Origin of the sequence: Pseudoduganella plicata (assembly GCF_004421005.1) — a bacterium.
GTDB lineage: Bacteria > Pseudomonadota > Gammaproteobacteria > Burkholderiales > Burkholderiaceae_D > Rugamonas > Rugamonas plicata.
Genome location: NZ_CP038026.1, coordinates 1,366,763 through 1,393,752, shown reverse-complemented (window position 1 = coordinate 1,393,752; position 26,990 = coordinate 1,366,763). Strand labels below are relative to the sequence as shown.

Below are 26,990 nucleotides of genomic sequence, written 5' to 3'. Positions count from 1 at the left end.
CCCGGCAACGGCCGGGGTCCGGACGTGCCCTTGAAGCCAACCGACAGGAGGAATTACGAATGTTTGCACACAATAAACGACTGCAGTACACCGTACGCGTCAGCGAACCCAACCCGGGCCTGGCCAATCTGATGCTCGAACAATTCGGCGGCCCGCAGGGCGAACTCTCGGCCGCCATGCGTTACTTCACCCAGGCGCTGGCAGAAGACGACCCTGGCCGCAAGGACCTGCTGATTGATATCGCTACCGAGGAACTGAGCCACCTGGAAGTCATCGGCAATATCGTCTGCATGCTGAACAAGGGCGCCAAGGGCCGCCTGTCGGAAGCCGTCGACAAGGAAGGTGAGCTGTACCGCAGCATTACCGGTGCCGGCAACGACAGCCATATCACGCAGGTGCTGTACGGCGCGGGTGCACCGCTGACCAACTCGGCCGGCGTGCCATGGACGGCCGCGTACATCGACTCGATCACCGAGCCGACCGCCGACCTGCGCTCGAATATCGCCGCCGAGGCGCGCGCCAAGATCGTCTACGAGCGCCTGATCGCGCTGACGGACGATCCGGGTGTGAAGGAAGCGCTTGGCTTCCTGATGACGCGCGAAATCGCCCACCAAAAGTCGTTCGAGAAAGCACTGTACTCGATCCAGCCGAACTTCCCTCCAGGCAAACTGGCAGGCCGTCCGGAATTCGCCAGCGTCTACTTCAATATGTCGCAGGGTGGTCCGGAACTGACGGGTTCGTGGAACAGCGGCGCCAAGTGGCAGACGGTGTCGGACCGCGACCAGCAGGTCGACGTGGATGGCGGTGGGGGCGAAGCCTCGGTCGAACTGCCGGCCAAGGATGCGGAACTGCTGCAGCAGATGGCGCTGCGCCAGCAGTCCAACCCGTCCGTCGATCCGCTGACGGGCGCGGAGCTGGGCATGATGGCCGATCCGGGCCAGATCGCATCGGCCTCGGCGTCGGGCGGTCCCGCCTCCGGTGCCAAGGGTCTCCCGGTCGGTGACGAAGTCATTGCCGGCCAGCCCGTGAACAAGGGCTGACCATGCAGATTGCCCGTACGTTGCCGCAAAGCTGGCGTCTGGCGCTGGGCGCAGTGATCTGCCTGGCCGGGGCACTGGCATTGCTGAGCGATATCGCGGGCGAGGTGCGGGCCTTTGACGGCCGCGTCCATGGCGCCCTCATGGGGGCGCCATGGCGGCGCTGGCGACGGCGCTGGGCACATTGCCCGTGCTGCTGTCGCAGAAGTTCTCGCAGCGTACCTACGATGGGTTCCTGGGCTTCGGCGCCGGCGTGATGCTGGCCGCGACGGCCTTTTCGCTCGTGATGCCGGCCATTGCCGCCAGCAAGGGGGCGGGGGCGGGGCCGTTCGAGGCCAGCCTGACCGTCGCCGGCGGCATCGTGCTGGGCATGGGGCTTGTCCTCATGCTCGACCGCGTGGCGCGCGAGGAAAACCTGCTGGAGGGGGCGGATGCTGCCCGCAGCGATTCGCTCAAGCGCGCCTGGCTGTTCGTGGCCGCGGTGGCAATCCATAATTTGCCGGAAGGGCTCGCCATCGGCGTAGCCTACGCCGGTGTCGACCTCGCCAAGGCGCACAGTCTGGCGACAGGGATTTCGATCCAGGACGTGCCGGAAGGGCTCGTCGTCGCGATGGCGCTGCGTACCGTCGGCTATGGCCGGCTGTTCTCGGCCGCGCTGGGCATTGCCTCGGGGCTGATCGAGCCGGTCGCCGCCGTCAGCGGCGCCGTGCTGATCGAGTATGCGCGAGGGCTGCTGCCGTGGGGACTGGCGCTGGCTGCGGGCGCGATGCTGTTCGTCATTGCCCATGACGTCGTACCCGAGTCCCACCGCAAGGGCCACAGCACGACGGCGTCCATCGCGGTCGTCATCGGCTTTATCGTGATGATGGTGCTCGATACGGCGCTGGCGTAGCGCCACGTTGCCTGTCGCCGCAGCGGCGCGATCGTCGGGTGCCGCCTGCGTAGCCACGGGCACGCAGGCGATTGGCTGCTCCGGCCGCTGGGTGCGCAGGGTGCGCAGCGCGGCGGCCATCGTGGCGCCGGTTGCCAGGCCATCGTCTACCACCAGCACGATGCGGCCCGCCGCCCTGACGGGCCATAGATCGTGCGCAGGCGCCGCATCAGTTCGATCTGCGCGACGGTCTGCTGCTCGACCCATTCCATGCCGGTGTGAGAGCGGTGCAGCCATGGGGCCAGCTCACGGTTGCCGTGCTCGTCCACGGCGCCGACGGCAAGCTCGGGACCGACGGCCGATGGCAGCTTGCGCACCATTACGACATCGAGCTGGCCGCCCAGACCGTCGGCCATGATGCGGCCCATCGGCACGGCGCCGCGCGGGATCGCCAGCACCAGGGGGTTGCGCCCACGCCACGCCAGCAGGCGCCTTGTCAATCATTCGGCAGCCTCGGCACGGTCGCGCAATGGTAAGCTGACTGTATGGCGCACCGATTCCTCACAGTGTGGTGATGGCAGGATAGCGCAGGACCTGGTGAAATAAAGCGAAACAAAGCTGCACAGAGTTGAGCGAACGTGAGATAGAGCTGTTGCCGCCACGGGGCGTCGCAGCCCGGAGAAAACATGACTGCCACGCTGATATCCCCATTCCGTCCTGGCGACCGCATCCTGGTCGCCTGTGGCGACCGCACGGCGGCGGAGGCGCTGGCGCGCGTGTTCGTCACGTCCGGCTTCACGGTGCGCATGGCATTCGACGGCGTCAGCGCGCTCGACAAGGCGCGCGCCTTTTTCCCGTCGGTAGCGGTGCTGGGCCTGGATCTGCAATACCTCGACGGCTTCCAGCTGGCGCGGGCGCTGCGCACAATTCCAGGCTGCGCCCGCATGCGCATCCTTGCCATGCTGGGCGGCGGTGTCGGCCTGTTGGACCGGCACAAGTGCTTCGACTACATCCTGCGCGCCCCGACGCCGGGCTTCACGGGCAAACCCGTCTGGATGCTGGACGGCGAGGGTCTTGCCGTCAAGCCGACCATCGGCTGGTAGCTTTCGGCACATTGTTCCCAGCCGTGCCGCGCCTCCTGGCGGGATTGCTTACAATGCTGCGAGACCGCACCGGGAGAACATAATGGAAAGCGCGCACCACCAGCAGGATCAACAGGCGCCGGCCCATGCCGCCGCACAATACGACGTGGCTGCCATCATGGGCGGCCTGTACGGCGATGGTTTTATCGCCTGCAAGGGCGCCTTCAGCCGCGAGTGGGTGCAGCAGCTGGGCGAGGACATCGGCACGCTGTTCCGCCATGCGCTGACCCAGCCGGGCGGCGCGCTGGGACGCGGACCGAACCGCTATTACGTGGAGATTCATCCTGAGCGGCTGCGCGGCTTCGTCGACATCATCACGCACCCGTGGGTCGTAGCCGTCTGCCGCGCGATCCTTGGACCGGATTACCGCATCGTCGAAGCGGGGTTCGACGTGCCCGGACCAGGCGCGCTGCACCAGCCATGGCATCGCGACTTCCCGTCGCCGGATGCGACGCTGCAGGGCCGCCGCCTGAACTCGCTGGCGTTCAACATCACGACGGTGGACGTGACGGAAGACATGGGCCCGTTTGAAATCGCCCCCGGCACGCAGTGGGACACGCTGGAAGGTGGCGACCCGATGTTCCCCGCCCGCGAATTGTGGCCGCGCTACGAAGCGCTGGCCCAGCGCAAGCTGGCAAAGATGGGTGACATCTCGGCCCGCTCCGCGCTGACGATCCACCGCGGCACGGCCAACCAGTCCGACAAGTCGCGCCCCGTCTTCGTCCTGGGCGTCGATGCTCCGGATGCCCGCAACGCCGACAAGCACGACCTGCAGCTTACTCGCGGCTATTACGACAGCCTGCCCGAGGAAGTGCGCCGCCACATCACCTGCCGCGTCGTCGACACGCTCGATCCGATCGTCCAGGAGCATACGATCGATGGGTTGCTGCAGGGGGTGACGCCGGGTGGACGGATGGGTGGGGGGATGGGCGGGTAGGGCCGTTACCGGCTGAGCAGAGCGCTTTCCGGTGCTGATTACCGGCGTCCGATGGCGTCCGACGGGTTTGTCAACCCGACGCCGGCCGTGGCGCGGTAGCCTTCAGGTATCGACTTTCCCAATCGCGCAAGAAACCACCGGCGCAACGCCGGCTTGAGCCGATCGCCGGCGCTGCCCAGCGCGGCGATGGTCGCGAGCGTCACCGCGATCACGACCGGACCGCGCAGCACGCCAATGCTGCCCGTGACGGCAACGAGGAACTTGAGCAGCGGGTAATGAAACAGGTAGATGGCGAACGTCTGCGCGGACGTGGCCCGGATGGCGCGTTCACCGGATCGCCACAGTTTGCCGAACAGCGGCACCAGCGTCACCATGGCGATGAGGTGCAGCGTCGTCAGCACGCCGAAGGCATACGTGTACAGCACATGGCTTGACGGGCCCAGGCCCTGCGCCAGCGGACCGAGCGCCGCGACAGTGGCGTTGTGCCATTCGGCTTTTGCCCCTGAAGCGACCAGCAGATACAGGCCGGCCGCGCTGACGACAGCGTGGAACACGGCCATGCCGGGACGCAGCCGGTGGCGGCCGGCGATGGCATAGGCCGCCACGCCCAGCTGCCAGACGGGCAGCAGCAACAGGATTTTTGGTCCGCAGGCCGCGCCCAGGGTCAGCAGGGTGGCCCACCGGACGCGCCGATCCGGAAGATAGCGCAGGGCCGCATACAGCAGGTAGTACCAGAACTCGTAACCCAGCGACCAGAACGGCGTGTTGGAAGGCGGCGCGGCCGACGTCCACCACAGTTCGTTGACGAACAGCAGGCTGGCGAGGAGGGCGCGGCTGTCCTGACCGATGGTGAACGCATAGTCGGCCGGTGCCAGCAGTTTCCCGGCGATGTCCAGCGTTGCCGTCAGTGCCAGGCCCGGCAGTACGACGCTGTAGAGACGGGCAAAGCGCGAAGCGAGGTAGTCGGCGGCGCGCGTCTCCCGCGTGTGGACGACGTGGGCGATGACCAAGCCGGACAGCACGAAGAACACCGTCACCGCCTCGCCGCCCAGCGCCGCCAGCCGCCACAGGCCCGGCATCGGTTTCGGCAGCAGATAGTGAGCGTGGACGGCAAAGACCACCAGCGCCGCGACGAGCCGCAGGACATCGATGTACAGGGAAGCCGCTTTGGTCATCGTTGCACGGGGATAGGAAGTCGCCGTACGATGACATATAAATAACAAAAAAGAAACCGGCCTGCGCCGTTGCCGGTCTTTCCGTCGTCAATTCAATACAGCTTGTTGTCCGGATCGCAGCCGCTCGACCAGTCCGGGCAGCTCCTCCATCGATGCGAACACCAGCGTGGCCCCGGCTTGGCGCAGCCGGTCAGCCTGGTCTGCCGGGCTGTGCGGACCGCCGGCAAAGCCCAGCACGGTCGCACCGGCCGCCACGGCCGCCTGCACGCCGGTGATGCTGTCTTCGATGACGACGCAGTTGGCTGCGGGCGCGCCCATGCCGGCGGCCGCCGTCAGGTAGACGGCCGGGTCGGGTTTCGGCCGGCCGGCGATATCAGCCGTGTACAGGCCGCCTGCGAACAGCGAAATCAGATTGGTGCGTTCCAGCAGCCCCTGCACGCGCATCAGCCGGCTGTTGCTGGCCACGGCTTTCGGCAACGGTATGGACTCCAGCGCGGCGCGCACGCCAGGGACGGGTTTCGCCTTGCGGTCGCATTCGCCTTCGACGACGCCGCGCATCGCGGCCAGGTCCGGCACCGACGGCTCGGGCAGGCGCAGCTCGGCGCAAATACCCAGCACGAGCGCCTCCAGTTTCAGCCCGAGGCGCGGGCGAATCAGTTCGATCAGGCGGTCACGGTCGCCAGCGATGGGCTCGAGGTAATCGGCAAGGGCTTGCAGGGCGACGGCTTCGCTGTCGATCAGCACGCCGTCGCAATCGGAAATGAGGTGGGTAATCGTCATGCCTGGCTTCGTTAATGAACACCGGGCGATCATGCCATACCGGCATGAATTTCTCAGGCGTACGGAACAGGGCTCACGCGCGCGTGTCGATCAGGGTGCCCAGCCGCTCGTCCGCCGCCCGGATAACCTTGGCGGCCAGCTCGAAGCCGCGCCGGTAGACGAGGGAGTTGGCGATCGAGGCGGCGGGGTCCGTGCCGGACGGCGGCGCGCCCACGTCCTGCGTCGCGGACAGTTCGCGTGCCGCGATCGACAGCGTAACGCCGGTGCCGGCCGGGCGCGCTTCGTTGAACGAAGCCGACTGCGGTGCGAAACCCGGCGTTGTCATGTTGGCAGTGTTGTGCGCTTCGCCCCCCCAGCGCCTGCTGGTTTGCATACAGGCCGGACAGGCCCGCACCGAGCGAAGAAAGAGCCATGGACGAGTTTCAAATGAGAATCGCAAGTTTACTGCAATCAATCCCACCGTGCGCCGTTCAACGCGCTGCAATCCCATCCCGGCAACAGTTTGCAGCCGTGTTCACGCAACAGATGCGTCAACGCAACAATCACCGTGCGGCAAGCAATTTAATCGCTGCCGTTGATCTTTTTGGATTGCAATCGGGGAACATTGACACCAGAATCGGATTATTTCCATACGCCAATTTCCTGATAGCACCACGGTTCCTATGTTTCCCGCTCCCGCCCGCCTTCGTCACTTCGCCAGCGCCGCCATCCTTGCTTGCGGCCTGGTTTCGTCCGCCCAGGCCCAGGCCGTCGCGCTGCCGCTCGATACGCGCCTGAACGAGGAAGTCATCGGCGTCCCTGCCGGCACGGCGCTGAACGTGAAGCTGGAGACCACCTTGTACAAGCCGAACGGCACCGGGCCGTTCCCGCTGCTGGTCATCAACCACGGCAAGTCGCCCGGCGACCCGAAGGCCCAGTCGCGCGACCGCTTCGTCTATATGGCCGCCCAGTTCGTCAAGCGTGGCTACGCCGTCATGGTGCCCATGCGCACGGGCTTTTCCCGGTCCACCGGCACGTACACGGACTACGGCTGCAATATGAAAGCCAACGGTTACCAGCAGGCCGGCGACATCGCCGACGTTGTCGCGTTCGCGCGCCAGCAGAGCTGGATCGACGCCGATCATATCGTCATCGCCGGCCAGTCGTACGGCGGCCTGGCCAGCGTGGCGCTGTCCACGCAGGACCTGCCGGGCGTGCGCGGCGTCATGAATTTCGCAGGCGGCCTGAAGGTCCATGGCGGCAGCTGCGACTGGCAGGAGGCGCTCGTCAATGCATTCGCCGAATACGGCCGCAAGAACCGCATCGAAACGCTGTGGATGTACGGCGCCAACGACAGCTACTTCGGCCCGCAGCTGGTCAACCGCCTGTACGCCGCGTTCAACGGCAACGGCGGCCGCGTGAACCTGGTGGCCTACGGGCCGTTCAAGCACGACGCCCACACGATGCTGGGCAGCCGTGACGGCATGCCGATCTGGCTGCCGGAAGTGGAGCGCTTCCTGCAGCGCATCGGCATGCCGACGGAGCAGGTGTATGCCGTGGCCGAACCGGTGCCGCAGCCGGCCACGAACTTCGCCGCGCTGGACGACGTGGCCGCCGTGCCGTTCCTGCCGGAGCGGGGCCGCCAGCAGTACCGCGCCTTCCTGTCGAAGCAGACGCCGCGCGCCTTCGCCGTGTCGTCCAGCGGCGCCTGGGGCTGGGCGGAAGAGGGCGAGTCCGTCAACGAGCGCGCACTGGCGGCCTGCCAGGGTGCCAGCAAGCAGCCGTGCCGCCTGTACACGGTGGACGACTACGTCGTCTGGACCGACGGGGCGGACCCGGCCAACAACACGGCGGCGGGCCGCACGGAGTAACGCACTTCCCGCGCTTTGCTTCCTTACAGCAGTGCGCGAAGCGCGCGGACCCTGCTGCTATGATGGGGGCATGTGTGGACGCTTCGATCAAAACGACATTGCGCGGCGATACATCGCCGCTTTCGGCTGGGCCGACGCGGCCTATCGGACGCAGGCCGAGCCGACCTTCAACGCCGCCCCCGGCACGTACCGGCCCGTCATCCACATGCAGGATGGCGAGCCCGCCGTGGACGACCTGTTCTGGGGCTATCGCGCCGCCTGGGCCGCGGCCAAGCTGCCAGTCTGCGTCAACGCGCGCCTGGAAAAACTCACCAATAACTACTGGGGCAAGCTGCTGAAAACGGGCCGCGCCGTCGTGCCGGCCAATGGCTGGTACGAGTGGACGGGCGAGAAAGGCAAGCGCCAGCCATGGCACATTCACCGCAAGGACCGCGAACCCATCTTCATGCTGGCGCTGGCGAACTTCGGTCCGTTCAAGGAGCACAAGGCGGAATCGGGCTTCGTGCTGATTACGGCCGATGCCGAAGGCGGCATGGTGGACGTGCACGACCGCCGTCCGGTCGTTCTCAACGCCGCCGATGCCGCCACCTGGCTGGACCCGGACATCTCCGCCGCGCAGGCCGAAATGCTGGCCCGGCAGATGGCGCTGGGTCCGGATGCCTTCGAATGGCACAAGGTCAGCCCCGAAGTCAATTACGCGGGGCGCGACGGCGCCCACTTGGTGCTCCCCATCGACGTTCCACTGGCCGACTGACTCATGACGAACAAACACCTGCCCGGCATGGTCCGGGTGCGCGGTGCGCGCGAACACAACCTGAAAAACGTCGATCTGGATATCCCGCGCGATGCGCTGGTGGTGTTCACGGGCGTGTCCGGCTCCGGCAAGTCGTCGCTGGCATTCGGCACGCTGTACGCAGAGGCGCAGCGGCGCTATCTGGAGTCCGTCTCGCCGTATGCGCGCCGGCTGTTCCACCAGATGCCCGTGCCGCAGGTCGACGAGATCGACGGCCTGCCGCCGGCCGTCGCCCTGCAGCAGCAGCGCGGCTCGCCGACGACGCGTTCGTCGGTCGGCAGCGTCACCACGCTGTCGAATTCACTGCGCATGCTGTACTCGCGTGCCGGCGACTATCCCGCCGGCCAGGAGCTGCTGTACGCCGAGTCGTTCTCGCCCAATACCCCCGAGGGCGCGTGCACGCAATGCCATGGCCTGGGCCGGGTCTACGAGGTGACGGAGGATTCGATGGTGCCGGACGACACGCTGACGATCCGCGACCGGGCTGTCGCCGCATGGCCGCCCGCATGGCACGGCCAGAACCTGCGCGACATCCTCGTCACGCTGGGTTATGACGTCGACACGCCATGGCGCGACCTGCCCAAAAAGGACCGCGACTGGATCCTGTTCACGGACGAGACGCCGACGGTACCCGTGTACGCCGGCTTGAGCCCGGAAGAGACGCGCCGCGCGCTCAAGCGCAAGGAGACGCCGAGCTACCAGGGCACGTTCACGGGCGCGCGCAAATACGTGCTGCAGACGTTCGCCAACACGGAAAGCGCGTCGATGAAGAAGCGCGTGGCGCGCTACATGGTCAGCAACGAGTGTCCGGTCTGCCGCGGCAAGCGGCTGCGGGCGGAATCGCTGTCCGTCACATTTGCCGGCATGGACATCACCGACATTTCGCGGCTGCCGCTGGCGCGCCTGGCGCACACGATGCGCCCGTACGCGGACGGCAGCGCGAAGGTCAGCGCGAAACAGCGCGCGGCCCATCCGGAAAAGCTGATCGTCACGCAGCGCATCGCCGAGGACGTCCTGGCGCGGCTGGACGTGCTGCTGGACCTGGGCCTGGGCTACCTGACGCTGGACCGCAGCACGCCCACGCTGTCGCCGGGCGAGCTGCAGCGCCTGCGGCTGGCCACGCAGGTGCGTTCGAACTTGTTCGGCGTTGTCTACGTACTGGACGAGCCGTCCGCCGGGCTGCATCCGGCCGACACGGTGGCGCTGCTGCGTGCGATGGCGCGGCTGAAGGAGGCGGGCAATTCGCTGTTCGTTGTCGAGCATGCGCTGGACGTCATCCGCCATGCCGACTGGATTGTCGACGTGGGGCCGGCCGCGGGCGAGCAGGGCGGCCAGCTGTTATATAGCGGTGCGCCCGAGGGTCTGAAGAAAGTGGAGCGCTCGCAAACGCGGCACTATCTGTTCCCCGATGGGGCACCGCCGGTGCGCGACGTGCGTGACCCGGCGGCGTGGCTGCGCCTGCGCGGCATCACCCGCAACAACCTCGACAAGCTCGATGCCGACTTCCCGCTGGGGTCTTCACGGCCGTCACGGGCGTTTCCGGCTCCGGCAAGTCGAGCCTCGTCAGCCAGGTGCTGGTGGAGCTGGTGGCGCGGGGACTGGGGCAGGAGATGGCCGCCGAGCCGGAAGAAAGCGAAGAGCTGGAACGCACCGCAGAGACGCCGCTGGAGGGCCGCATCGCGTCGGGCCTGGAGCACGTGCGCCGCATGGTGCGGGTGGACCAGAAACCCATCGGCCGCACGCCCCGCTCGAACCTGGCCACCTACACAGGATTGTTCGACCACGTGCGCAAGCTGTTTGCCGCCACCAAAACCGCCAGGGCGCGCAAGTACGACGCCGGACGCTTCTCGTTCAACGTGGCGAAAGGGCGCTGCGGCAACTGCGAGGGCGAAGGCTTCGTCATGGTGGAGCTGTTGTTCCTGCCCAGCGTATATGCCCCGTGCCCGGTCTGCGCGGGCGCCCGCTACAACGCGAAAACGCTGGAGGTCACGTACCGCGACCGCAACGTGGCCGAAGTGCTCGGGATGACGGTGGACGCGGCCTGGGAGTTCTTTGCCGACGAGCCGGCACTGTACCGCGCGCTCGACGTGCTGCGCGAAGTGGGGCTGGGCTACCTGCGCCTGGGCCAGCCGGCCACGGAGCTGTCCGGCGGTGAGGCGCAGCGCATCAAGCTAGCCACGGAACTGCAGCGCGCATCGCGCGGCGACACCTTGTACGTGCTGGACGAACCCACCACGGGCCTGCATGCGGCCGACGTGGAGCGGCTGATCGTGCAGTTGCAGAAGCTGGTCGACGCCGGCAATACGGTCGTGGCCGTCGAACACGATATGCGCGTGGTGGCTGCCTGCGACTGGGTCATCGATATCGGGCCTGGCGCGGGCGAGGAGGGCGGGACGGTCGTGGCGGCCGGGCCGCCGCGGGAGGTGGCGCGCAGCGCGGACAGCCGTACCGCGCCGTATCTGAAGCGCTTCCTGGGCGCCTGATTGCCACCGCTTCGGCCTTTCGCAAGCGCTCCCGCGCCGCGCCGGTCACAGTGCGAAGTACGCGACAACGGCCAATCCGGCACTGACCCACGCCATCGGCGTAACGGCGCCGCGCAGCCGCTGCGCGGCGATGGCGCTGGGCCGATGCAGGTGTACGAGCGCGTGCACCGCCAGGAGGTTCTGCACGGCGATGGCGACATTAAGTGTGCCCGCGACAGCCAGCGCCCAGGCGACTGCGACGTCCGCGCCGGCGCCAGCGGCCAGCTCGCGCTGCGCCAGCGCGATGACGCAGCCATGCACGACGCCCAGCAGCAATCCCGTCAACGTCAGGTTCAGGAAGCGCGGGTTGAAGTAGCGCGCACGCCATTGCGGCACCAGCGCCAGCGCATGCAGCAGCAATGCCAGTAGCACGCCGCCTTTCAGCGTGCCCGCAAGCTGTGGGAACAGGCCGGTGTCGTCCATGCCGTCCCTCAGCCGGTGGTGCCCGTGCCGAAGGCTTCGGCCAGCGACTGGATGGTGCCCGTGGCTGCGGCGTCGTAGCCGGGCAGCGCATCGATGAGCGTGTGGCAGGCGGCCGAGCGCAGCACGTCGATCACGTCGCGCAGCGGCGGTTCGTCCGCGGCCGTGCGGCTAAGGGCCAGGAAATAGCGCTCGCGCAGCAGCGGAATGAAATCGAGGCCAAAGCGCTCCGCGGCCGTGCGTACGCCCAGGCCAACATCCGCCATGCCACTGGCGATATAGGCCGCCACCGCGCTGTGGGTGAATTCGGCGCTGCCGAAGCCATTGATGGCGGCGGCATCGATACGCGCCTCGGCCAGCAGCATCTCCAGCAGCAGCCGCGTGCCCGATCCCGTCTGGCGGTTGACGAAGCGGATGCCGGGCCCCGCCAGGTCGGCAATGCCCTGCAGCCCCAGCGGATTGCCGGGGGCGACGAACAGGCCCTGTTCGCGCACGGCCAGGTGCAGCAGGCAGTGACGCGCCGGGTCGAGCCAGCGCAGACTGCTGGCGACCAGCGGCTGCTCGAACGCGCCGATGGGAACGTGGAAACCCGCCAGGTCGCATTCCCCGCGGGCGAGCGCCGCCAGGGCATCCGCGCTGTTGCGGTAGCGTAGCTCCACGGGCAGTTGCAGCGCCTGCAGGTGTTGCGTCAGCGCGGCCACGGCGAAGCCATGGCTGGCGTCCAGGCGCACGGTGCGCGGCTCGCCCGCGACCATCTTGCCCAGTTCGCCTTCGAGCTCGGAGGCCAGGCTTTCCAGCGTCGGCGAGAGCCGCGCGGCGATGCGCCGGTCCGCCCACACGAGCTTTTCCGCCAGCGCCGTCAGGCTGGTACCGCGGCCCCGGCCTGTGGTCAGCAGCGGCTGCGCGAACTGGGCTTCCGCATCGCGCAGCAGGCCCCAGGCGTAACGGTACGACAGGCGCACGGCTTTCGCCGCCTGGGCGATCGATCCGGTATCCTGGATTTCCTTCAGCAGCGCCAGCAGGGCGGCTGTATCGAGAGGCATGTCGGAACGGACGCTGATCTCCCAGTGGGGCTGGATCTTTACTTTGAACATATGCTCAAAATAGCATATTCCGCAGCGCAACCGCGCGTGATACGCTCCGCGTGAGGGCCGGTCCACGCGGGCCCATATGCTGACGGCAGCATATACGAACGTCAACAACGAGAGACCTGGCAGCTGTGAGCCACCCGATCATCCCCATTGCCCCGCTGCCGCAGCTGTCCCGTCGAGCCGCGAACGCAAACGCCAGGCGCCACGCGGGCGGCGCGTCGACCCTGTCGCGCTGGACGAAGTCACGGCACTGCTGGGCAGTGCGCCGCGCCGCCGCGACCTGCTGATCGAATTCCTGCACCTGCTGCAGGACCGCTACGGCTGCCTGGCAACAAACCACCTGGCCGCGCTGGCGCAGGAGCTGCGCATGGCGCAGGCGGAAGTGTATGAAGTGGCATCGTTCTATCACCATTTCGATATCGTGCGCGAGGGCGAGGCGGCACCGGCCGGGCTGACGGTGCGGGTGTGTGCCGGCCTGTCCTGCGAGATGGCCGGGGCGCGCGCGCTGCTGGACCGGCTGCCTGCGCTGCTGGGCCTTGAGGTGCGCGTGCTGGCCGCACCCTGCATCGGCCGCTGCGAACAGGCGCCGGCGGCCCTGGTGGGCAAGGCCGCGGTGCCTGCCGCCACTCTCGAGAGCATTGCCGCAACGGTCGATCGCGGCACGTCGCCCGCACCCGCCCATATCGGCTACGACGAGTACGTCGCCAATGGCGGCTACGCGCTGCTGCGCGCCTGCGCGGCGGGCGAGCGCAGCGGCGAGTCGCTGATCGAGGCGCTGGAGCACGCGGGCCTGCGCGGCCTGGGCGGGGCCGGGTTTCCGACCGGGCGCAAATGGCGCATCGTCAAGGCCGAAGGCGGCCCCCGCCTGATGGCCGTCAACGTGGACGAGGGCGAGCCGGGCACGTTCAAGGACCGCGTCTACCTGGAACGCGATCCGCACCGCTTCATCGAGGGCATGCTGCTGGCTGCCCGGGTCGTCGGCATCGACGATATCTATATCTACGTGCGCGACGAATACCATGACGCACGCGCGCTGCTGGCGGGCGAGCTGGCGCGGCTGCAGGGCGAAGCACCGATCGCCGGCCTGCCGCGCATTCACCTGCGGCGCGGCGCCGGTGCCTATATCTGTGGCGAGGAATCGGCGATGATCGAGTCCATCGAAGGCAAGCGGGGCATGCCGCGCCTGCGTCCGCCGTACGTCGCGCAGGTCGGGCTGTTCGGCAGGCCGACGCTGGAACACAACTTCGAAACGCTGTACTGGGTGCGCGACATCGTCGAGCGCGGGCCGGACTGGTTCGCGGGACAAGGGCGCAACGGCCGCAAGGGCCTGCGTTCGTTTTCCGTGTCGGGTCGCGTCAGGTCGCCCGGCGTCAAGCTGGCGCCGGCCGGCATCTCCGTGCGCGAACTGATCGACGAATACTGCGACGGCATGGCGGACGGCCACACGCTGTACGCCTACCTGCCCGGTGGCGCCTCCGGCGGCATCCTGCCGGCCGCGCTGGGACACCTGCCGCTCGACTTCGACACGCTGCAGCCCTACGGCTGCTTCATCGGTTCGGCCGCCGTCATCGTGCTGTCGCAACAGGACAGCGCCGCCGCGGCCGCCCGGAACATGATGGCCTTTTTCCGCGACGAGTCGTGCGGCCAGTGCACGCCCTGCCGCGTCGGCACGGCCAAGGCGGTGGGGCTGATCGCCGCGCCGCGCTGGGATACGGCGCTGCTGGGCGAACTGTCCCAGGTGATGCGCGACGCGTCCATCTGCGGCCTGGGCCAGGCGGCGCCCAATCCCGTCGATTGCGTGATGCGCTATTTTCCGCACGAGGTGACGGCATGACCGACCTTCAATTGTCCTCCTTGCCACCGATCGGCTTCCAGCTCAATGGCTGCGATGTCCAGGCACGCGCCGGCGAGACGCTGCTGGACGTGGCGCGGCGCGAAGGCATCGAGGTGCCGCACCTGTGCTGGAAGGACGGCCTGGCCGCGGCCGGCAACTGCCGCGCGTGCGTCGTCGAAATCGAGGGCGAGCGGGTGCTGGCGCCATCGTGCTGCCGCGTGCCCACGGCGGGCATGAAAGTGGACAGTGCCAGCGCGCGCGCCGTCGCGGCGCAGAAGATGGTGCTCGAGCTGCTGCAGTCCGACCTGCCGGAGGCAACCTACACGCGCCATAACGAAGTGGACGAATGGGCGGTGAAGCTGAAACTGGGCAAGCCGCGCTTTGCGGCGCGGGCGCAGCCGGCGCGCGACACCAGCCACGCGGCCATTGCCGTCAACCTGGATGCCTGCATCCAGTGCACCCGCTGCGTGCGCGCCTGCCGCGACGAACAGGCCAACGACGTGATCGGCCTGGCGCTGCGCGGGGACAGCGCGAAAATCGTCTTCGACATGGACGACGCCATGGGCGCCTCCACCTGCGTGGCCTGCGGCGAGTGCGTGCAGGCCTGCCCGACGGGGGCGCTGGCGCCCGCGCGCGACGCGGCGCTGCAAATGCCGGACAAGCAGGTGGCCTCGGTCTGCCCGTACTGCGGCGTGGGCTGCCAGCTGACCTACAACGTGCGCGCCAACCGCATCATGTCGGTCGAAGGGCGCGACGGCCCCGCCAACCATGGCCGCCTGTGCGTCAAGGGCCGCTACGGCTTCGACTACGCGCACCATCCGCAACGGCTGACAACACCGCTGGTCCGGCGTGCCGGCGTGCCGAAATCGGCCGGCGCCCCGATGGACCCTGAACGCGTGATGGAAGTGTTCCGCGAAGCCAGCTGGGAAGAAGCGCTGGCGCTGGCCGGCGGCGGGCTGGCGCGCATCCGCGACAACCATGGCCGCAAGGCGCTGGCCGGCTTCGGCTCGGCCAAGGGCAGCAATGAAGAAGCCTACCTGTTCCAGAAGCTGGTGCGAACGGGCTTCGGCAGCAACAACGTCGACCACTGCACGCGGCTGTGCCACGCGTCGTCCGTGGCCGCGCTGCTGGAGGGGATCGGCTCGGGCGCCGTGTCGAATCCCGTGATGGACGTGCTGAAGGCGGAAGTGGTCATCGTCATCGGCGCCAACCCGACCGTTAACCATCCGGTGGCGGCCACGTGGATCAAGAACGCGGTACGCAACGGCACGAAGCTGATCCTGTGCGACCCGCGCCGTTCCGAACTGGCGCGCCATGCGCACCGCACCTTGCAGTTCAAGCCCGATACGGACGTGGCGCTGCTGAACGCGATGATGCACACGATTGTCGCCGAAGATCTGGCGGATCGCGACTTCATCGCTAGCCGCACCAGCGGCTACGAGGCGCTGGTGGCCAACGTCGCGCAATACAGCCCCGAGGCGATGGCGCCGCTGTGCGGCATCGATGCGGACACGATCCGCTACGTGGCGCGGCTGTACGCCACGTCGAAAGGCTCGATGATCCTGTGGGGCATGGGCATTTCGCAGCACGTGCACGGCACCGATAACGCGCGCTGCCTGATCGCGCTGGCGCTGCTGACGGGCCAGATTGGCCGTCCCGGCACGGGCCTGCATCCGCTGCGGGGCCAGAACAACGTGCAGGGCGCGTCCGACGCGGGCCTGATTCCGATGATGTATCCCGACTACCAGCGGGTCACGGAACCGGCCGTGCGCGAGCGCTTCGCGGCGGCGTGGAAGGTGCCTGCCGCCTCGCTGGACGACCAGCCCGGGCTGACGGTGGTGGAAGTGATGGAAGCCATCCTGGCCGGCACGGTGCGGGGCATGTACGTGATGGGCGAGAACCCGGCGATGTCCGACCCGGACGCCAACCACGCGCGCGAAGCGCTGGCCGCGCTGGACCTGCTGGTGGTGCAGGATATTTTCCTGACCGAGACGGCGTATCTGGCGGACGTGATCCTGCCGGCCAGCGCGTTCCCGGAAAAAACCGGGACGTTTACCAACACCGACCGCCTGGTGCAGATGGGCCGGCAGGCCGTCGACCCGCCAGGCGACGCGCGCCAGGACCTGTGGATCGTCGAGCAGATCGCCCGCCACATGGGCCTTGACTGGCAGTACGGCCACGTCTCGGCCGTGTTCGACGAGATGCGCCGCCTGATGCCCAGTATCGCCGGCATCACGTGGGAGCGGCTGGAGCGGGAGGATGCCGTCGTCTATCCTTGCCCGCAGGAAGAGCATCCCGGCACGCCTGTCGTGTTCACGGAAGCGTTCCCGCGCGAGACAGGGCGGGCGCGCTTCGTCCCGGCCGACATCATTCCGGCCGACGAACGGCCCGACGCGCAGTACCCGATGGTGCTGATCACGGGCCGCCAGCTGGAGCACTGGCACACTGGCAGCATGACGCGCCGCGCCACGGTGCTCGATGCACTGGAGCCCGATCCCGTGGCCCTGGTGCATCCGCTCGACCTGGCCGCGCTGAACGTCGTGCCCGGCGGCGTTATCACGCTGGCCTCGCGCCGCGGCACGGTGGCGCTGTATGCGCGGGCGGACGAGAGTTCGCCGCGCGGCGCCGTGTTCGTGCCGTTCTGTTATTACGAGGCGGCCATCAACCGCCTGACCAATGCCGCGCTGGACCCGTACGGCAAGATTCCCGAGTTCAAGTACTGCGCCATCCGCATCACCCCGGGCGGCACGGTCGAACTGCAGGGCAGCTATGGCGGCGGCCAGATCCTGGCGCGGCTCGAGGAACCCGCATGAGCGCAAGACTTCCCCGTTTGTCCGACGCACGGCTGTCGTTGACGCGCCCCATCACGGCGCGCGACGAGAAGGAGCGCGCCGCGCCGCTGAACATCCCCGCCGAGCGGCCGCTGACCGTCTACCTGGACGGGCGCGAGCTGATCACCCTGATGACCCTGGGCGCGGCGCCGGAAGCGCTGGTGCTGGGCTACCTGAGGAACCAGCGGCTGCTGGCGCTGGACGATATCGAAGCCGTGGAAGTCGCGTGGGATACGGCGGAGCAGAGCGGCAGCGCGGCCGTGACGACGCGCGGCGGCGTCCCGGACCTGGAAGAACGCACGGCGCGGCGCGTCGTCACGACGGGCTGCGGCCAGGGCTCGGTGTTCGGCGCCGTAATGGATGAAGTGGACAGCATCGCGTTGCCGGATGCCCGCCTGCGCCAGTCCGTCATCTACCGCATCGTCGAAACGATCCGCACGCAGCCCTCCGTCTACAAGCAGGCCGGCTCCGTACACGGCTGCGGCCTGTTCGACAGCGCCGGCAACCTGCTGCACTTCGTCGAGGACGTGGGCCGCCACAATGCCGTCGACTCGATCGCGGGCCTGATGTGGCTGGCGGGCGAGGAGGGCGGCGACAAGGTGTTCTATACCACCGGACGGCTGACGTCCGAAATGGTCATCAAGGGCGCGCAGATGGGCATTCCGTTCCTGCTGTCGCGCTCCGGCACGACGGAGATGGGCCACACGGTGGCGGCGAAGACGGGCATGACCCTGCTGGCGCGCTGCTCCGGCAAGCACTTCATGGTGCTGGCGGCGCCGCAGCGCATCGTATTTGAGCCGGAAGCGCTGGAGAGCTGATGGCGTTGGTGGATGCGGTACGCGATGCCTTCGTTTTGCTGCTGACGGGTGACCCCGTCCTGTGGCGCATCATCTGGATTTCCGTCAGCACCAGCATGCTCGGGCTGCTCCTGGCAACGCCGCTGGCCGTCGGCGCCGGCTACGTCATCGCCATGCACCAGTTTCCCGGCCGCCGGCTCGTCATCTGGCTGGCGCAGGCCGCGCTGTCGCTGCCGACGGTGCTGATCGGGCTCCTGCTCTACCTCCTGCTGTCGCGCCATGGGGCGCTGGGTTCCCTGCAATGGCTGTTCGCGCAGCCGGGCATCGTGGCGGGACAGGTGGTCATCGCGCTGCCGGTGCTGCTGGCCTTTACGTTGACGGCGGTGCAGGCGGCCGACCCGCGCCTGGCCGAGACGGCGATCGCGCACGGCGCGTCGCGCTGGCGCGTCATGACGACGTTGCTGTACGAGGTGCGCTTCGGCGTCATGGCCGCCGTCATCAGCGGCTTCGGGCGCGTCATTTCCGAGGTCGGCTGTGCCATGATGGTGGGCGGGAACATCGCCGGGGAGACGCGCACGATCACCACGGCCATCGCCCTGGAGACAAGCAAGGGCGAGTTCGCGCAGGGTATCGCGCTGGGCATCGTGCTGGTGGCCATCGCGCTGGCGATGAACGGCGCACTGATGCTGCTGCAGGGCGACGCCCATGCGGCGCGGGGGCGTTCATGACGCCACTGTTGTCGTTCGGCCGGCTGCACAAGCGCCACGGCGCGCATACGCTGTTCGACCTGCGCGAGTTTGCGCTGGAATCGGCTAGCGCCTATGTGCTGACGGGCGTCAACGGCGCCGGCAAGAGCACCCTGCTGCGCATCCTGGCAGGCCTGGTGCATGCGGACGTCGAGGACGTGCGCTTCGACGGCGCGCCGCTGCCGTTCCGGCCCTATCCGCGTGCGCTGCGCGATGCCATCGTCTACGTCCACCAGCATCCGGTGATGTTCTCCACCAGTGTGCCGGCCAATGTCGCCTACGGGTTGACGGCGCGCGGCGCGCCCCGCGCGTTGATTCGCGAGCGCGTGGAGGAAGCGATGGCATGGGCTCGCGTCACGCATCTGGCGGGCAGCGACCCGGCCATGCTGTCCGGCGGCGAGAAGCAGCGCGTGGCGCTGGCGCGGGCACGCGTGCTGCGGCCGCGCGTGCTGCTGCTGGACGAGCCCACGTCGAACCTCGACGGCGAAGCGCGCGAGCAAGTCATCGCGCTGATCCCCACGCTGACGGGCGCCGGCACCACCGTCGTCATGGCCTGCCACGACCGCGACCTGATCAACCTGCCCGACGTGCGCCGCCTGAAGCTGCGCGACGGGCATATCGAATACCGCTGATTGTTCACCAAGGAGTACCCATGAAACGCCGTTCCCTGATTCTCTTGACCCTTGCCGCCGCCCTGTGCGGCAACGCGTCGGCCCAGCAGACGCTGCGCATGTCCACCACCACCAGCACGGACAATTCCGGCCTGCTGGCCTACCTGCTGCCGATCTACGAGGCGAAGACGGGCACGAAGGTGCAGGTCATCTCCGTCGGTACGGGCAAGGCGCTGGAACTGGCCAAGAATGGCGACGTCGACGTGACGCTGGTGCATGCCCGCGCGGCCGAGGACAAATTCGTGGCCGAAGGCTGGGGCATCGACCGGCGCGACGTGATGTACAACGACTTCATCGTTGTCGGTCCCGAGTCCGATCCTGACGGCATCAAGGGCAGCAAGGACGTCATCGCCGCGTTCAGGAAGATGGCGGCGGGCCCGGCGAAGTTCATCTCGCGGGGCGACAACTCCGGTACCGACATCATGGAAAAGCAGTACTGGAAACAGGCCGGCGCGCAGCCGACCGGCGCGCGCTACGTGTCGGCCGGGCTGGGGATGGGCGAGGTGCTGACCATGGCGGCCGAGCTGCAGGGCTATACGCTGACGGATCGCGCCACGTATGGCGTCTACCAGGCCAAGACGGGGCTGGCGATCGCCGTGCAGGGCGATCCGAAGATGTTCAACCCGTATGGCATCATCGCCGTCAACCCGGCCAAGCATCCCGGCATCAACTACAAGGGCGCGAAGCAACTGATCGAGTGGATCACGTCGAGGGAAGGGCAGGCGAAGATCGCCGCGTTCAAGCCTTCGGGGCAGCAGCTTTTTTATCCTTCGGCGAAGTAGTTCCGATCACCGACCGGCGTCATGGATCCGGCGCGGCAGGCCTCGCCTGGACCGCCGCGCACGCCTCGCTCGTCGGGATACAGGCGAGGGGCGTCTTGGGCGGGCTGCCCGCAGCGGGCTTGTCCTTTGATGGCCTTTCCTTCGGTTCCTTGTCCTTCGGTGGCTTCACCTGCCTTGGCGGCGTGACCGGTGCCGGCGCAGGTGCCGGCCCATACGAGACAACCGGCTGACCGCGCGTGTAGATGTTCACGAGGACATGCTGAGTGCTGGCCCCGGCCGCCGGTTTGCCGCTTGCCGGGGCGGGTTCCAGGGCAGCGTCGACCAGTTTCTTCAGCGTATAGGCGCCAACGGCTATTCCTTCGTCCTGTAGTTTCTTGACCAGGTTTCCGGCCGCTTCGGCGCCGATCATGCCGACATTGCCGAGCGACTTGACCAGGTCGACGGCGCCGTTGACGGACAGCGTGAAATCGGCGCCTGGCTTGTTCGGCCGCTCCGCGTGCAGGTCGATGTAGCGCTCGATGATCTGGTGGGGCGTTAGTGGTCCTGTCACGGCTTTTCCGGTAGGCACCGAGACCGGGCCGGCGGACGAATCCGGCGCGGGGGCGCCGTTGCGCTGCGCGACCGGCCCGTCCGGGGGCGGCGGCCGCGTCGCAGCGGCCCGGGCGCTCAGTTCCTCACGTTCGAGCCTGTAGCGAAGTTCCTGCTGCCGGCCGATCAGTATGGCACCGATCACCAGGATCAAGAAGAGCAGCAGCGCGTAATACATTCGCATGCGATCGCGTTGATGTCGCCACTTGAGCTCGTCGTTGAAGGAGGCGCTCGTGGCGCCCTGTTCCAGCGCGTGCACGCGCTTCTCGAGCCGCACTATCCTGGCAACGAAGTGGGGATCTGGCGGAACAGGCTTGTTGCTGCCGTCATCGGTGGCCATGCGCTTGCCTCCTCGGTCGATATTGAAACGGCACGGCGTGCGGACGCCGCAGGCGCGCAGGATGCGTGAGGCGATGCGCTATGCCATGACCCCGCCGACGGCGGATCAGCCGTGCGACGCGGCGCTTCCCGCGAATAGCGGATCCGGTCATCCTGTTGCACTGATGATATCACCAGGCGACGACGGCTCCGCGGTATCGTCCCGGTCTGTGCCTTCGGTGCGACTGGCCTGTTACGCGTACGTGTCGATCAACGTGCCGGCAGTATCGGTGGCGTTGCGTGCCGGTGCCGTCAGGCCGGTTTCTTCCGTCTGCCCCCGCTGCTGCGCCTGGCGGGCCTGAGCGGCGGCGGCCTGCTCGGCGGCCTTCTGTGCGGCCTGCGCCTGCAATTGGGCGATCCGTTGTTGCAGCGCCTGGATCGCCTGCTGGATCTGCTCCGCCTCCTTCTGCCCCGTCTCGCTGGTGTCCTTCAGCGCCTCCATATATTCCTTTTGCTTGGCCACCAGCTGCTTTTGCAGGCTGGCGATCTGCGCATTGTTGCCGGATGCCGTGTTGCCGCCGCTCGCTACCGCACCCGCCGTGCCGACTGCCGAAACCATCTTGCTCCTCTGTTTGCATGTTCGATATGGAAATTATCGGTTCGACAGGTCAAGAACTACAGTCCTGAATGTGTAAAGGCAGGTAAAGACCGTACAAAAAATTAAGCAAAATGCAAGGGGAGTGTCGCGTCGTACGTTTGATCGAGATCATGGTCTGGACAGTCGCCCGCACGTAGCCTTGACACTCCGCGCGGCGCTCCCGTCGGGCGGCATCCAAAACTAACGACATTGAGGCAACCATGTTCCCATTCTCGCAAAGCATCACGCCTGCGGCGAAGAACCATGTCCAGGCGCAAATCGCATTCTTCAACGACCTGTCGCGTGCAATCTTCCAGACCGCCCAGCAGGTCAACGAACTGACGCTCAAGATGGCGCAGACCCTCCTGGAGGAAAGCGCCGCCACGGGCCAGGCCATCATCACCGCCGATAAACCGACCGAAGTCATCGGCGTCACGGCGTCGCGCGCCCAGCCGGCCGCCGAGCGGATCCGGGCCTACCAGCAGCAACTGTCGCGCATCGCGGCGGACAGCCAGACGAAGCTGGTGCGCGTGGCCAGCGACCATGCCGAGGAAACGACGCGGGCGGCCCGCGAACTGACCGACGAAGTGACCCGCGTCACGTCCGAGGAGACGGAGCGTACCGTGCGCCGGCAGCATGACACGATGCGCCAGTTTGCCAACCCGCTGGACAACATGGTGGACACGGCCACCCGTCAGGCCCGCGCAGCCATGGGCAACGGCCATGACGCATCGGAGCATCTGGCCCAGGCCGCATCGCAATCGGCACAGGCCGCACAGGCAGCAACCCGTCAGCCGGGCCGCAAGGAAGGGCAGCCGGGCTGATGGCAGCTGTCCGGACGAAGGCTCCGGACAGCACACGGCGCGCGCTGACGCTGGGCTGAGCGGTGCGCGCGCAGCGGAGTGGGCCTTGCACCACTTCGCGGCGGGGCGGCTTCACGCCGCCTGGCCGGCCGCGTTGGGCGCGCGGCCGGCGTCCGCTTTCCGGTGATCTTTCTGTGATATTGCCGCCTTTGCCCTGGCTGTGCCTCCAGTGCGTCAAATGTTGTCGCCACGGCCCTGCAGCCAATTCGCCTCATGGCCCTTGCTTCGATCGCAAAAAACGCCGCAAAAAACGCGCTCCAGCCTCGCCTGCCGATCCGCACGCCAGGTACGCTGCAGGATTCTCCGGCCACATACTGGCTCGCCCGTCGGAAGCGCATCCAAAACCGTACAGCAAATATATGCAACTAAGAGGTTGCGTAAACTGTCTGGGTGGACTAATCTAAATGTGCACCCAATTGGTTGCCCAACTGGAGACTCAAGTGGAGAATTTCAGGCATAGCCTCGTGATCGCGGCCGCTCCGCACGCTGCCTTTATAGCGCTTTCATCCATCACTGGGCTGCGCGCCTGGTGGACGGAAGACTGCCACGGCGATCCGCTTCCGGGAGGCGCCATCCGCGTCCGTTTCGGTGGTGTCGAGAAGACGATGCGGGTCGGCACCGTTGTCAAGGACCGACAGGTTGGCTGGGTATGTACCAGCGCCTTTATGGACGTGCCATCGCTGCGGCGCAAGGATGAATGGGTCGGTACCCAAATGATTTTCGGTCTGTCCGCCGGAGGCGCCGGAACGACACGGCTGGACTTCGAACACATCGGCCTGACCCCTGGCCTGGAGTGTTACGACATGTGCGCCGGGGGATGGCGGCATTTTCTCGACAGCCTGCGGCAGTACCTCGAAACAGGGACTGGCATGCCGTACCGCACGGCCGTTCAACTCAGCGAAGGAGCGACAGCATGACAGCCTCTGACTGCCCGGATCGCATCGAGCGCAGCATCCGGATCAACGGTACACGCGACAAGGTCTGGCGGGCATTGACGGATGCCGGCCAGTTCGGCGCCTGGTTCGGCGCAGATCTGTCCGGAAACGCATTTGTCCCCGGGCAGCGGGTACGAGGTCCGATGACGGTGCCCGGCTATGAGCACCTGTTCTTCGATGCGGTGACGGAGCGCGTCGAACCACAGGAGCTGATGTCGTTTCGCTGGCATCCTTATTCGGGCGACCCGGGGTCCGACTACGCCGGCGAGCAGCCGACGCTCGTGACGTTCACGTTGCAGGACTTGCCCGGGGAGGGCATCCTGCTAACGGTGGTCGAGTCGGGGTTCGCACTGATCCCGGCCCACCGCCGCGCGAACGCATTTGCATCGCATGAAGGCGGGTGGGATGCCCAGTTGAACAACATCGCAACCCATGTCGCCAATGACGTCCTTCGGTAAGGGCGCCGCCGGTGGGGCGCCTGGCTATCCTGCACTGCCGGACGCAATGGCGCCGACGTTCGCGGCCCTGGGCGATCCGACGCGCCTGAAGCTCGTTGCGGCATTGTGCGACGGCATGGCGCATTCGATCGTCGAGCTAACCCAGGTTGCCGGCATGAGCAGGCAAGGCGTCACCAAGCATCTGCATGTGCTGGCGAATGCGGGCGTCGTCAGCGATCTGAAGGTGGGCAGGGAACGGCTCTGGCAGCTCGAGGGAGCGCGCATCGATGAAGCGCGGCTGCAATTGGACACAATTGCCCGCGAGTGGGAGCAGGCGCTCTTGCGGCTCAAGAGCTTTGTCGAGAAGGATGACTGAGGCCGGGCAGGCGTCGGCGCAGGTTGTTGCGACAGCGCGGGGCACGCCTCAGTGTCGAAGCGGCATGGCCGCGCAATGTGGTCCCGGTCCTGCTGCCTGCAGGTGCAAACACCCTCGGCATGCCTTCGACCTTTCCAGCTCCATGGAAGCTCATCTGCGCAGCACCGGCCTTACAAGTCGTAACGAGTGATACAGGTGACGGTATAGCCTGCGGCGGACACAACCCTTAATCTACTTCCATCGGCCATTCAACTGCCAAGGAGAGAAGATGATGGAAATGAACGCTACCGCAAGCCGTATCCACCCGCTGTTTGCCGCCGCAGCCGTGTCGGTGATTGCTTTGAGCGGGACCGGTATCGCCGCCATGACGGGCATACTGCCATCAAGCAACGCCCAACCGGCGGCGAACGCCGTTCCCACGAGCGTATCAGCGCCGCAAGCCGTCGCTGCCTACCAGGCTCCCGAAGCGCAGCGACTGGCAGCCGCACAGTTGACGACGCAGCCGCCCGCACCGCTAACGCTGCAGCAGCCGGCATACATGGCGGCGCCCGCTGCGGGCATGCTCCAGCCGGCAGTACAGGCTCAGCCCGAGCGCGTTGCCGACAGGGACATCGAGCCCCGAGAGCCCGCGCCGCGCAAAACCGTGCACAAAACGCCGCCCCGCAGCTATGCGGCGCGGCATCAGGCGCCAGTGCGCGCCCCCGCGCCAGTGGCACAGGAAAGCAAGCCCAACTATGTGGCCATCGGTACCGGTGCTGTGGTTGGCGGCCTGCTGGGCAACCAGGTCGGCAGTGGCAACGGCAAGAAACTGGCGACCCTGGCCGGAATGATCGGCGGCGGTTATGTCGGCAACGAGATCGCCAACCGCAACAAGTAAGCGGATCGGTTTTACCAGGACACGCCTGGCCATGGCGGGCACGGCGAAGGCCAGTAGGGCTTACCGACTGCGCCTTGCGTTCGTCATCGCAGTATCGTCAGCCGGCCAGGCGTTTCCTGGACAGTCAGACCACGCCAGTGCCGGACGACGCGGGCCGCTGCGCAAGCAGATGAGACAGCCGTTGAAGACCCGCCTGCAAGCGTCCACGGTCCTTGATGCACCCCAGCGAGATCCGGATGGCATTCACGGATCCGCTGCCTGTTGCGAATGCCTCCGCCGGCGTGACGGCGATGCCCTCGCTGTCGGCCGCACGCGCGAGCTGTGAAGAGTTCCAGTACGCCGGCAACTCGACCCACAGGTGCAGGCCGTCGCCAGTGCCGCCGTGCCGCCCCGCCAGAATTTCCCGAGCCATCCGGTGACGCAGGCGTGCCTCGTTGCGTACGCCTTGCATCAATCCGTCAGCCGAACCGTCGAGGATCCACTGCGTGGCCAGCGCGGCTGTCAGGGGGGCGGCCATCAGCGCAAACGATCTCAGCGCGGCCAGGAAACGTTCGCGTTCCTGCGGGTTGTGCAGGAGTACGAACGCCACACGCAAGCCCGGCGTCAGGCATTTCGACAGGGTCGAGATGTAGGCGACCTGTTCCGGGGCGAACGTGGCAATGGGGGGCGGCGGCGCAGCGGCTAGAAGCCAGTAGGGATCGTCCTCGACGATGCGCAGATCGTAACGTTGCGCGATGCCCGCAAGCGCCTTGCGCCGGCGTTCCGGCATGGTGATGGCGGTCGGATTCTGTAACGTCGGATTGAGATAGACAAGCCCGGGCTTGTGCCGGCGGCACGCTTCCTCGAGCATCTCGGGCACCATCCCGTGCCGGTCCGCTTCCACCGCAATGAGATGCCGGCCGAACTGGGTCGCCGCGGCTCGCAAGCCGGGATAACTGGTCGGTTCGGCCAGGATGATATCGCCAGGCGCCGTCAGCGCCAGGATCAATGCGGCGATCGCGGCCTGCGCGCCGGGGCAGACCACGAGCTGTTCCGCATCCACCCGTCCGAACATCGGTTCGAGCCATCTGGCGCCGGCCCTGCGGTCGGTGTCGCTTCCCCCGCCCAGGTGGTAAGTCATCAGCAATTCGTTATCTGCCCTCATCAACACTTGTGACAGACCCTGTTTCAACATGTCGTCGAAGTCCACGCCATCCGGCGGGGGCGGGATATTCATGCTCAGGTCGAGGATCGGGGTCGATGCCGCTTTGGGCGCTGCGACATAGGTACCTCGGGCGCCGCGGCCCTCCAACAGGTTGCGGCGCCGGGCTTCATCGTATGCGCGCGTGATCGTCGTCAGGTCGACGTCCAGCTGCGCCGCGAGCTGGCGCTGCGGGGGCAGGCGGTCACCCGGTTTCAGCGACCCGGCTGCCACTGCCGCGTGCAACGCATCCGCGATCTGCAGGAAGCGCGGCCCGCCGTGGACGGCCAGGCGCGGCAACCAGATTGGCGGTTGCGAATCTTGTATGGTTTTCAGCTGGGACAATTTGTCTCGATGTATGGAAATTGCTTTCAAGTAGTATGCCTGAGAACCGCAGCAACACGATCGTTGCATGGCAATCGCCGAGAGTTTCTTTCTCTCATCTGCACGCGGCGAATCGCCGCGCCGGCAAAAAGACGCTGCTGAAGCAGCGTTCGAAC

At 67.1% G+C, this 26,990-nt stretch carries 26 protein-coding genes and 1 pseudogene; 18 read left to right on the top strand and 9 right to left on the bottom strand.

What is annotated here, in order from left to right:
• Positions 1 to 59: 59 nt before the first annotated feature.
• The gene (locus E1742_RS06050) at positions 60 to 1,040 is read left to right on the top strand and encodes a manganese catalase family protein (protein ID WP_134384005.1); all 981 of its coding nucleotides are present in this window, start codon (positions 60 to 62) and stop codon (positions 1,038 to 1,040) included.
• Between the two features lie 151 nt (positions 1,041 to 1,191).
• Positions 1,192 to 1,929: a ZIP family metal transporter gene (locus E1742_RS06045; protein ID WP_229466560.1), complete on the top strand. Its 738-nt coding sequence runs from the start codon at positions 1,192 to 1,194 to the stop codon at positions 1,927 to 1,929.
• 146 nt (positions 1,930 to 2,075) lie between these two features.
• On the opposite strand, the gene E1742_RS26370 is transcribed toward E1742_RS06045, so the two are convergent.
• Entirely contained in the window at positions 2,076 to 2,408 is a 333-nt protein-coding gene (locus E1742_RS26370; protein WP_134384004.1) for a phosphoribosyltransferase family protein, read from the bottom strand.
• 186 nt (positions 2,409 to 2,594) lie between these two features.
• Between E1742_RS26370 and E1742_RS06030 the strand changes: the two genes are divergently transcribed.
• Both E1742_RS06030 and E1742_RS06025 read left to right on the top strand, forming a co-directional pair.
• A complete protein-coding gene (locus E1742_RS06030) occupies positions 2,595 to 3,011 on the top strand; it encodes a response regulator (RefSeq protein WP_134384003.1) in 417 nt (138 codons plus the stop codon).
• A gap of 82 nt (positions 3,012 to 3,093) precedes the next feature.
• Positions 3,094 to 3,987: a phytanoyl-CoA dioxygenase family protein gene (locus E1742_RS06025; protein WP_134384002.1), complete on the top strand. Its 894-nt coding sequence runs from the start codon at positions 3,094 to 3,096 to the stop codon at positions 3,985 to 3,987.
• 38 nt (positions 3,988 to 4,025) lie between these two features.
• Here E1742_RS06025 and E1742_RS06020 read toward each other — a convergent pair whose 3' ends face one another.
• The 3 genes from E1742_RS06020 to E1742_RS06010 all read right to left on the bottom strand — a co-directional run bounded on the left by E1742_RS06020 (position 4,026) and on the right by E1742_RS06010 (position 6,267).
• Positions 4,026 to 5,162, bottom strand: a complete 1,137-nt coding sequence (locus E1742_RS06020; RefSeq protein WP_134384001.1) for an acyltransferase family protein — start codon at positions 5,160 to 5,162, stop codon at positions 4,026 to 4,028.
• 87 nt (positions 5,163 to 5,249) lie between these two features.
• Entirely contained in the window at positions 5,250 to 5,942 is a 693-nt protein-coding gene (locus E1742_RS06015) for an HAD-IA family hydrolase (RefSeq protein ID WP_229466559.1), read from the bottom strand.
• Between the two features lie 73 nt (positions 5,943 to 6,015).
• Positions 6,016 to 6,267 carry a flagellar basal body rod C-terminal domain-containing protein gene (locus E1742_RS06010; protein WP_229466558.1) on the bottom strand — a complete coding sequence of 84 codons (252 nt, stop codon included), beginning with the start codon at positions 6,265 to 6,267 and terminating at the stop codon, positions 6,016 to 6,018.
• 337 nt (positions 6,268 to 6,604) lie between these two features.
• Between E1742_RS06010 and E1742_RS06005 the strand changes: the two genes are divergently transcribed.
• The 3 genes and pseudogenes from E1742_RS06005 to uvrA all read left to right on the top strand — a co-directional run bounded on the left by E1742_RS06005 (position 6,605) and on the right by uvrA (position 11,068).
• On the top strand, positions 6,605 to 7,792 hold the full coding sequence (locus tag E1742_RS06005) for an alpha/beta hydrolase family protein (RefSeq protein ID WP_134384000.1): 1,188 nt from the start codon (positions 6,605 to 6,607) through the stop codon (positions 7,790 to 7,792).
• Positions 7,793 to 7,862: 70 nt separating this feature from the next.
• Positions 7,863 to 8,546, top strand: coding sequence for an SOS response-associated peptidase (locus tag E1742_RS06000; protein WP_134383999.1), 684 nt, complete (start codon positions 7,863 to 7,865; stop codon positions 8,544 to 8,546).
• Positions 8,547 to 8,549: 3 nt separating this feature from the next.
• Positions 8,550 to 11,068, top strand: a pseudogene (gene uvrA, locus E1742_RS05995) (excinuclease ABC subunit UvrA).
• A 45-nt stretch (positions 11,069 to 11,113) separates the two neighbouring features.
• Here uvrA and E1742_RS05990 read toward each other — a convergent pair.
• Positions 11,114 to 11,530, bottom strand: a complete 417-nt coding sequence (locus tag E1742_RS05990) for a hypothetical protein (protein ID WP_134383998.1) — start codon at positions 11,528 to 11,530, stop codon at positions 11,114 to 11,116.
• An 8-nt stretch (positions 11,531 to 11,538) separates the two neighbouring features.
• Positions 11,539 to 12,621, bottom strand: coding sequence for a substrate-binding domain-containing protein (locus E1742_RS05985; RefSeq protein WP_134383997.1), 1,083 nt, complete (start codon positions 12,619 to 12,621; stop codon positions 11,539 to 11,541).
• Between the two features lie 76 nt (positions 12,622 to 12,697).
• Between E1742_RS05985 and E1742_RS05980 the strand changes: the two genes are divergently transcribed.
• Genes E1742_RS05980 through E1742_RS05955 form a run of 6 tightly spaced genes read left to right on the top strand, consistent with a single transcriptional unit; the run spans position 12,698 to position 20,279 of the window.
• Positions 12,698 to 14,452: an NAD(P)H-dependent oxidoreductase subunit E gene (locus E1742_RS05980; protein WP_134383996.1), complete on the top strand. Its 1,755-nt coding sequence runs from the start codon at positions 12,698 to 12,700 to the stop codon at positions 14,450 to 14,452.
• On the top strand, positions 14,449 to 17,265 hold the full coding sequence (fdhF, locus tag E1742_RS05975) for a formate dehydrogenase subunit alpha (RefSeq protein WP_134383995.1): 2,817 nt from the start codon (positions 14,449 to 14,451) through the stop codon (positions 17,263 to 17,265). The genes E1742_RS05980 and fdhF overlap by 4 nt, the downstream gene beginning before the upstream one ends.
• On the top strand, positions 17,262 to 18,101 hold the full coding sequence (locus E1742_RS05970; RefSeq protein WP_134383994.1) for a formate dehydrogenase accessory sulfurtransferase FdhD: 840 nt from the start codon (positions 17,262 to 17,264) through the stop codon (positions 18,099 to 18,101). The genes fdhF and E1742_RS05970 overlap by 4 nt, the downstream gene beginning before the upstream one ends.
• The gene (locus tag E1742_RS05965) at positions 18,101 to 18,808 is read left to right on the top strand and encodes an ABC transporter permease (protein ID WP_134383993.1); all 708 of its coding nucleotides are present in this window, start codon (positions 18,101 to 18,103) and stop codon (positions 18,806 to 18,808) included. Before E1742_RS05970 ends, E1742_RS05965 begins: the two co-directional genes overlap by 1 nt.
• Positions 18,805 to 19,458 carry an energy-coupling factor ABC transporter ATP-binding protein gene (locus tag E1742_RS05960; protein WP_134383992.1) on the top strand — a complete coding sequence of 218 codons (654 nt, stop codon included), beginning with the start codon at positions 18,805 to 18,807 and terminating at the stop codon, positions 19,456 to 19,458. The genes E1742_RS05965 and E1742_RS05960 overlap by 4 nt, the downstream gene beginning before the upstream one ends.
• A 20-nt stretch (positions 19,459 to 19,478) precedes the next feature.
• A complete protein-coding gene (locus tag E1742_RS05955; RefSeq protein ID WP_134383991.1) occupies positions 19,479 to 20,279 on the top strand; it encodes an ABC transporter substrate-binding protein in 801 nt (266 codons plus the stop codon).
• A gap of 19 nt (positions 20,280 to 20,298) precedes the next feature.
• On the opposite strand, the gene E1742_RS05950 is transcribed toward E1742_RS05955, so the two are convergent.
• Both E1742_RS05950 and E1742_RS05945 read right to left on the bottom strand, forming a co-directional pair.
• Positions 20,299 to 21,207, bottom strand: coding sequence for a hypothetical protein (locus tag E1742_RS05950; RefSeq protein ID WP_134383990.1), 909 nt, complete (start codon positions 21,205 to 21,207; stop codon positions 20,299 to 20,301).
• A 231-nt stretch (positions 21,208 to 21,438) separates the two neighbouring features.
• Positions 21,439 to 21,804 (bottom strand): FlxA-like family protein, encoded by a 366-nt coding sequence (locus tag E1742_RS05945; protein WP_134383989.1) that lies wholly within the window; start codon positions 21,802 to 21,804, stop codon positions 21,439 to 21,441.
• A 239-nt stretch (positions 21,805 to 22,043) separates the two neighbouring features.
• On the opposite strand from E1742_RS05945, the gene phaP reads away from it, so the two are divergent.
• The 5 genes from phaP to E1742_RS05920 all read left to right on the top strand — a co-directional run bounded on the left by phaP (position 22,044) and on the right by E1742_RS05920 (position 25,310).
• Positions 22,044 to 22,646 carry a TIGR01841 family phasin gene (gene phaP / locus E1742_RS05940; protein WP_134383988.1) on the top strand — a complete coding sequence of 201 codons (603 nt, stop codon included), beginning with the start codon at positions 22,044 to 22,046 and terminating at the stop codon, positions 22,644 to 22,646.
• Positions 22,647 to 23,089: 443 nt separating this feature from the next.
• Positions 23,090 to 23,602: an SRPBCC family protein gene (locus E1742_RS05935; RefSeq protein WP_134383987.1), complete on the top strand. Its 513-nt coding sequence runs from the start codon at positions 23,090 to 23,092 to the stop codon at positions 23,600 to 23,602.
• On the top strand, positions 23,599 to 24,078 hold the full coding sequence (locus tag E1742_RS05930; protein WP_134383986.1) for an SRPBCC family protein: 480 nt from the start codon (positions 23,599 to 23,601) through the stop codon (positions 24,076 to 24,078). Before E1742_RS05935 ends, E1742_RS05930 begins: the two co-directional genes overlap by 4 nt.
• A complete protein-coding gene (locus E1742_RS05925) occupies positions 24,062 to 24,433 on the top strand; it encodes an ArsR/SmtB family transcription factor (protein WP_134388059.1) in 372 nt (123 codons plus the stop codon). Before E1742_RS05930 ends, E1742_RS05925 begins: the two co-directional genes overlap by 17 nt.
• A 268-nt stretch (positions 24,434 to 24,701) precedes the next feature.
• Positions 24,702 to 25,310 carry a glycine zipper 2TM domain-containing protein gene (locus E1742_RS05920; RefSeq protein ID WP_229466556.1) on the top strand — a complete coding sequence of 203 codons (609 nt, stop codon included), beginning with the start codon at positions 24,702 to 24,704 and terminating at the stop codon, positions 25,308 to 25,310.
• Positions 25,311 to 25,434: 124 nt separating this feature from the next.
• Here E1742_RS05920 and E1742_RS05915 read toward each other — a convergent pair whose 3' ends face one another.
• Entirely contained in the window at positions 25,435 to 26,817 is a 1,383-nt protein-coding gene (locus E1742_RS05915; RefSeq protein ID WP_134388057.1) for an aminotransferase-like domain-containing protein, read from the bottom strand.
• Positions 26,818 to 26,990: the final 173 nt, after the last annotated feature.

Coding starts and splice junctions, on each gene's coding strand:
- E1742_RS06050 (WP_134384005.1), top strand. CDS start 60: ATGTTTGCACACAATAAACGACTGCAGTACACCGTACGCGTCAGCGAA.
- E1742_RS06045 (WP_229466560.1), top strand. CDS start 1,192: ATGGCGGCGCTGGCGACGGCGCTGGGCACATTGCCCGTGCTGCTGTCG.
- E1742_RS06030 (WP_134384003.1), top strand. CDS start 2,595: ATGACTGCCACGCTGATATCCCCATTCCGTCCTGGCGACCGCATCCTG.
- E1742_RS06025 (WP_134384002.1), top strand. CDS start 3,094: ATGGAAAGCGCGCACCACCAGCAGGATCAACAGGCGCCGGCCCATGCC.
- E1742_RS06020 (WP_134384001.1), bottom strand. CDS start 5,162: ATGACCAAAGCGGCTTCCCTGTACATCGATGTCCTGCGGCTCGTCGCG.
- E1742_RS06015 (WP_229466559.1), bottom strand. CDS start 5,942: ATGACGATTACCCACCTCATTTCCGATTGCGACGGCGTGCTGATCGAC.
- E1742_RS06010 (WP_229466558.1), bottom strand. CDS start 6,267: ATGACAACGCCGGGTTTCGCACCGCAGTCGGCTTCGTTCAACGAAGCG.
- E1742_RS06005 (WP_134384000.1), top strand. CDS start 6,605: ATGTTTCCCGCTCCCGCCCGCCTTCGTCACTTCGCCAGCGCCGCCATC.
- E1742_RS06000 (WP_134383999.1), top strand. CDS start 7,863: ATGTGTGGACGCTTCGATCAAAACGACATTGCGCGGCGATACATCGCC.
- E1742_RS05990 (WP_134383998.1), bottom strand. CDS start 11,530: ATGGACGACACCGGCCTGTTCCCACAGCTTGCGGGCACGCTGAAAGGC.
- E1742_RS05985 (WP_134383997.1), bottom strand. CDS start 12,621: ATGTTCAAAGTAAAGATCCAGCCCCACTGGGAGATCAGCGTCCGTTCC.
- E1742_RS05980 (WP_134383996.1), top strand. CDS start 12,698: ATGCTGACGGCAGCATATACGAACGTCAACAACGAGAGACCTGGCAGC.
- fdhF (WP_134383995.1), top strand. CDS start 14,449: ATGACCGACCTTCAATTGTCCTCCTTGCCACCGATCGGCTTCCAGCTC.
- E1742_RS05970 (WP_134383994.1), top strand. CDS start 17,262: ATGAGCGCAAGACTTCCCCGTTTGTCCGACGCACGGCTGTCGTTGACG.
- E1742_RS05965 (WP_134383993.1), top strand. CDS start 18,101: ATGGCGTTGGTGGATGCGGTACGCGATGCCTTCGTTTTGCTGCTGACG.
- E1742_RS05960 (WP_134383992.1), top strand. CDS start 18,805: ATGACGCCACTGTTGTCGTTCGGCCGGCTGCACAAGCGCCACGGCGCG.
- E1742_RS05955 (WP_134383991.1), top strand. CDS start 19,479: ATGAAACGCCGTTCCCTGATTCTCTTGACCCTTGCCGCCGCCCTGTGC.
- E1742_RS05950 (WP_134383990.1), bottom strand. CDS start 21,207: ATGGCCACCGATGACGGCAGCAACAAGCCTGTTCCGCCAGATCCCCAC.
- E1742_RS05945 (WP_134383989.1), bottom strand. CDS start 21,804: ATGGTTTCGGCAGTCGGCACGGCGGGTGCGGTAGCGAGCGGCGGCAAC.
- phaP (WP_134383988.1), top strand. CDS start 22,044: ATGTTCCCATTCTCGCAAAGCATCACGCCTGCGGCGAAGAACCATGTC.
- E1742_RS05935 (WP_134383987.1), top strand. CDS start 23,090: ATGTGCACCCAATTGGTTGCCCAACTGGAGACTCAAGTGGAGAATTTC.
- E1742_RS05930 (WP_134383986.1), top strand. CDS start 23,599: ATGACAGCCTCTGACTGCCCGGATCGCATCGAGCGCAGCATCCGGATC.
- E1742_RS05925 (WP_134388059.1), top strand. CDS start 24,062: ATGACGTCCTTCGGTAAGGGCGCCGCCGGTGGGGCGCCTGGCTATCCT.
- E1742_RS05920 (WP_229466556.1), top strand. CDS start 24,702: ATGATGGAAATGAACGCTACCGCAAGCCGTATCCACCCGCTGTTTGCC.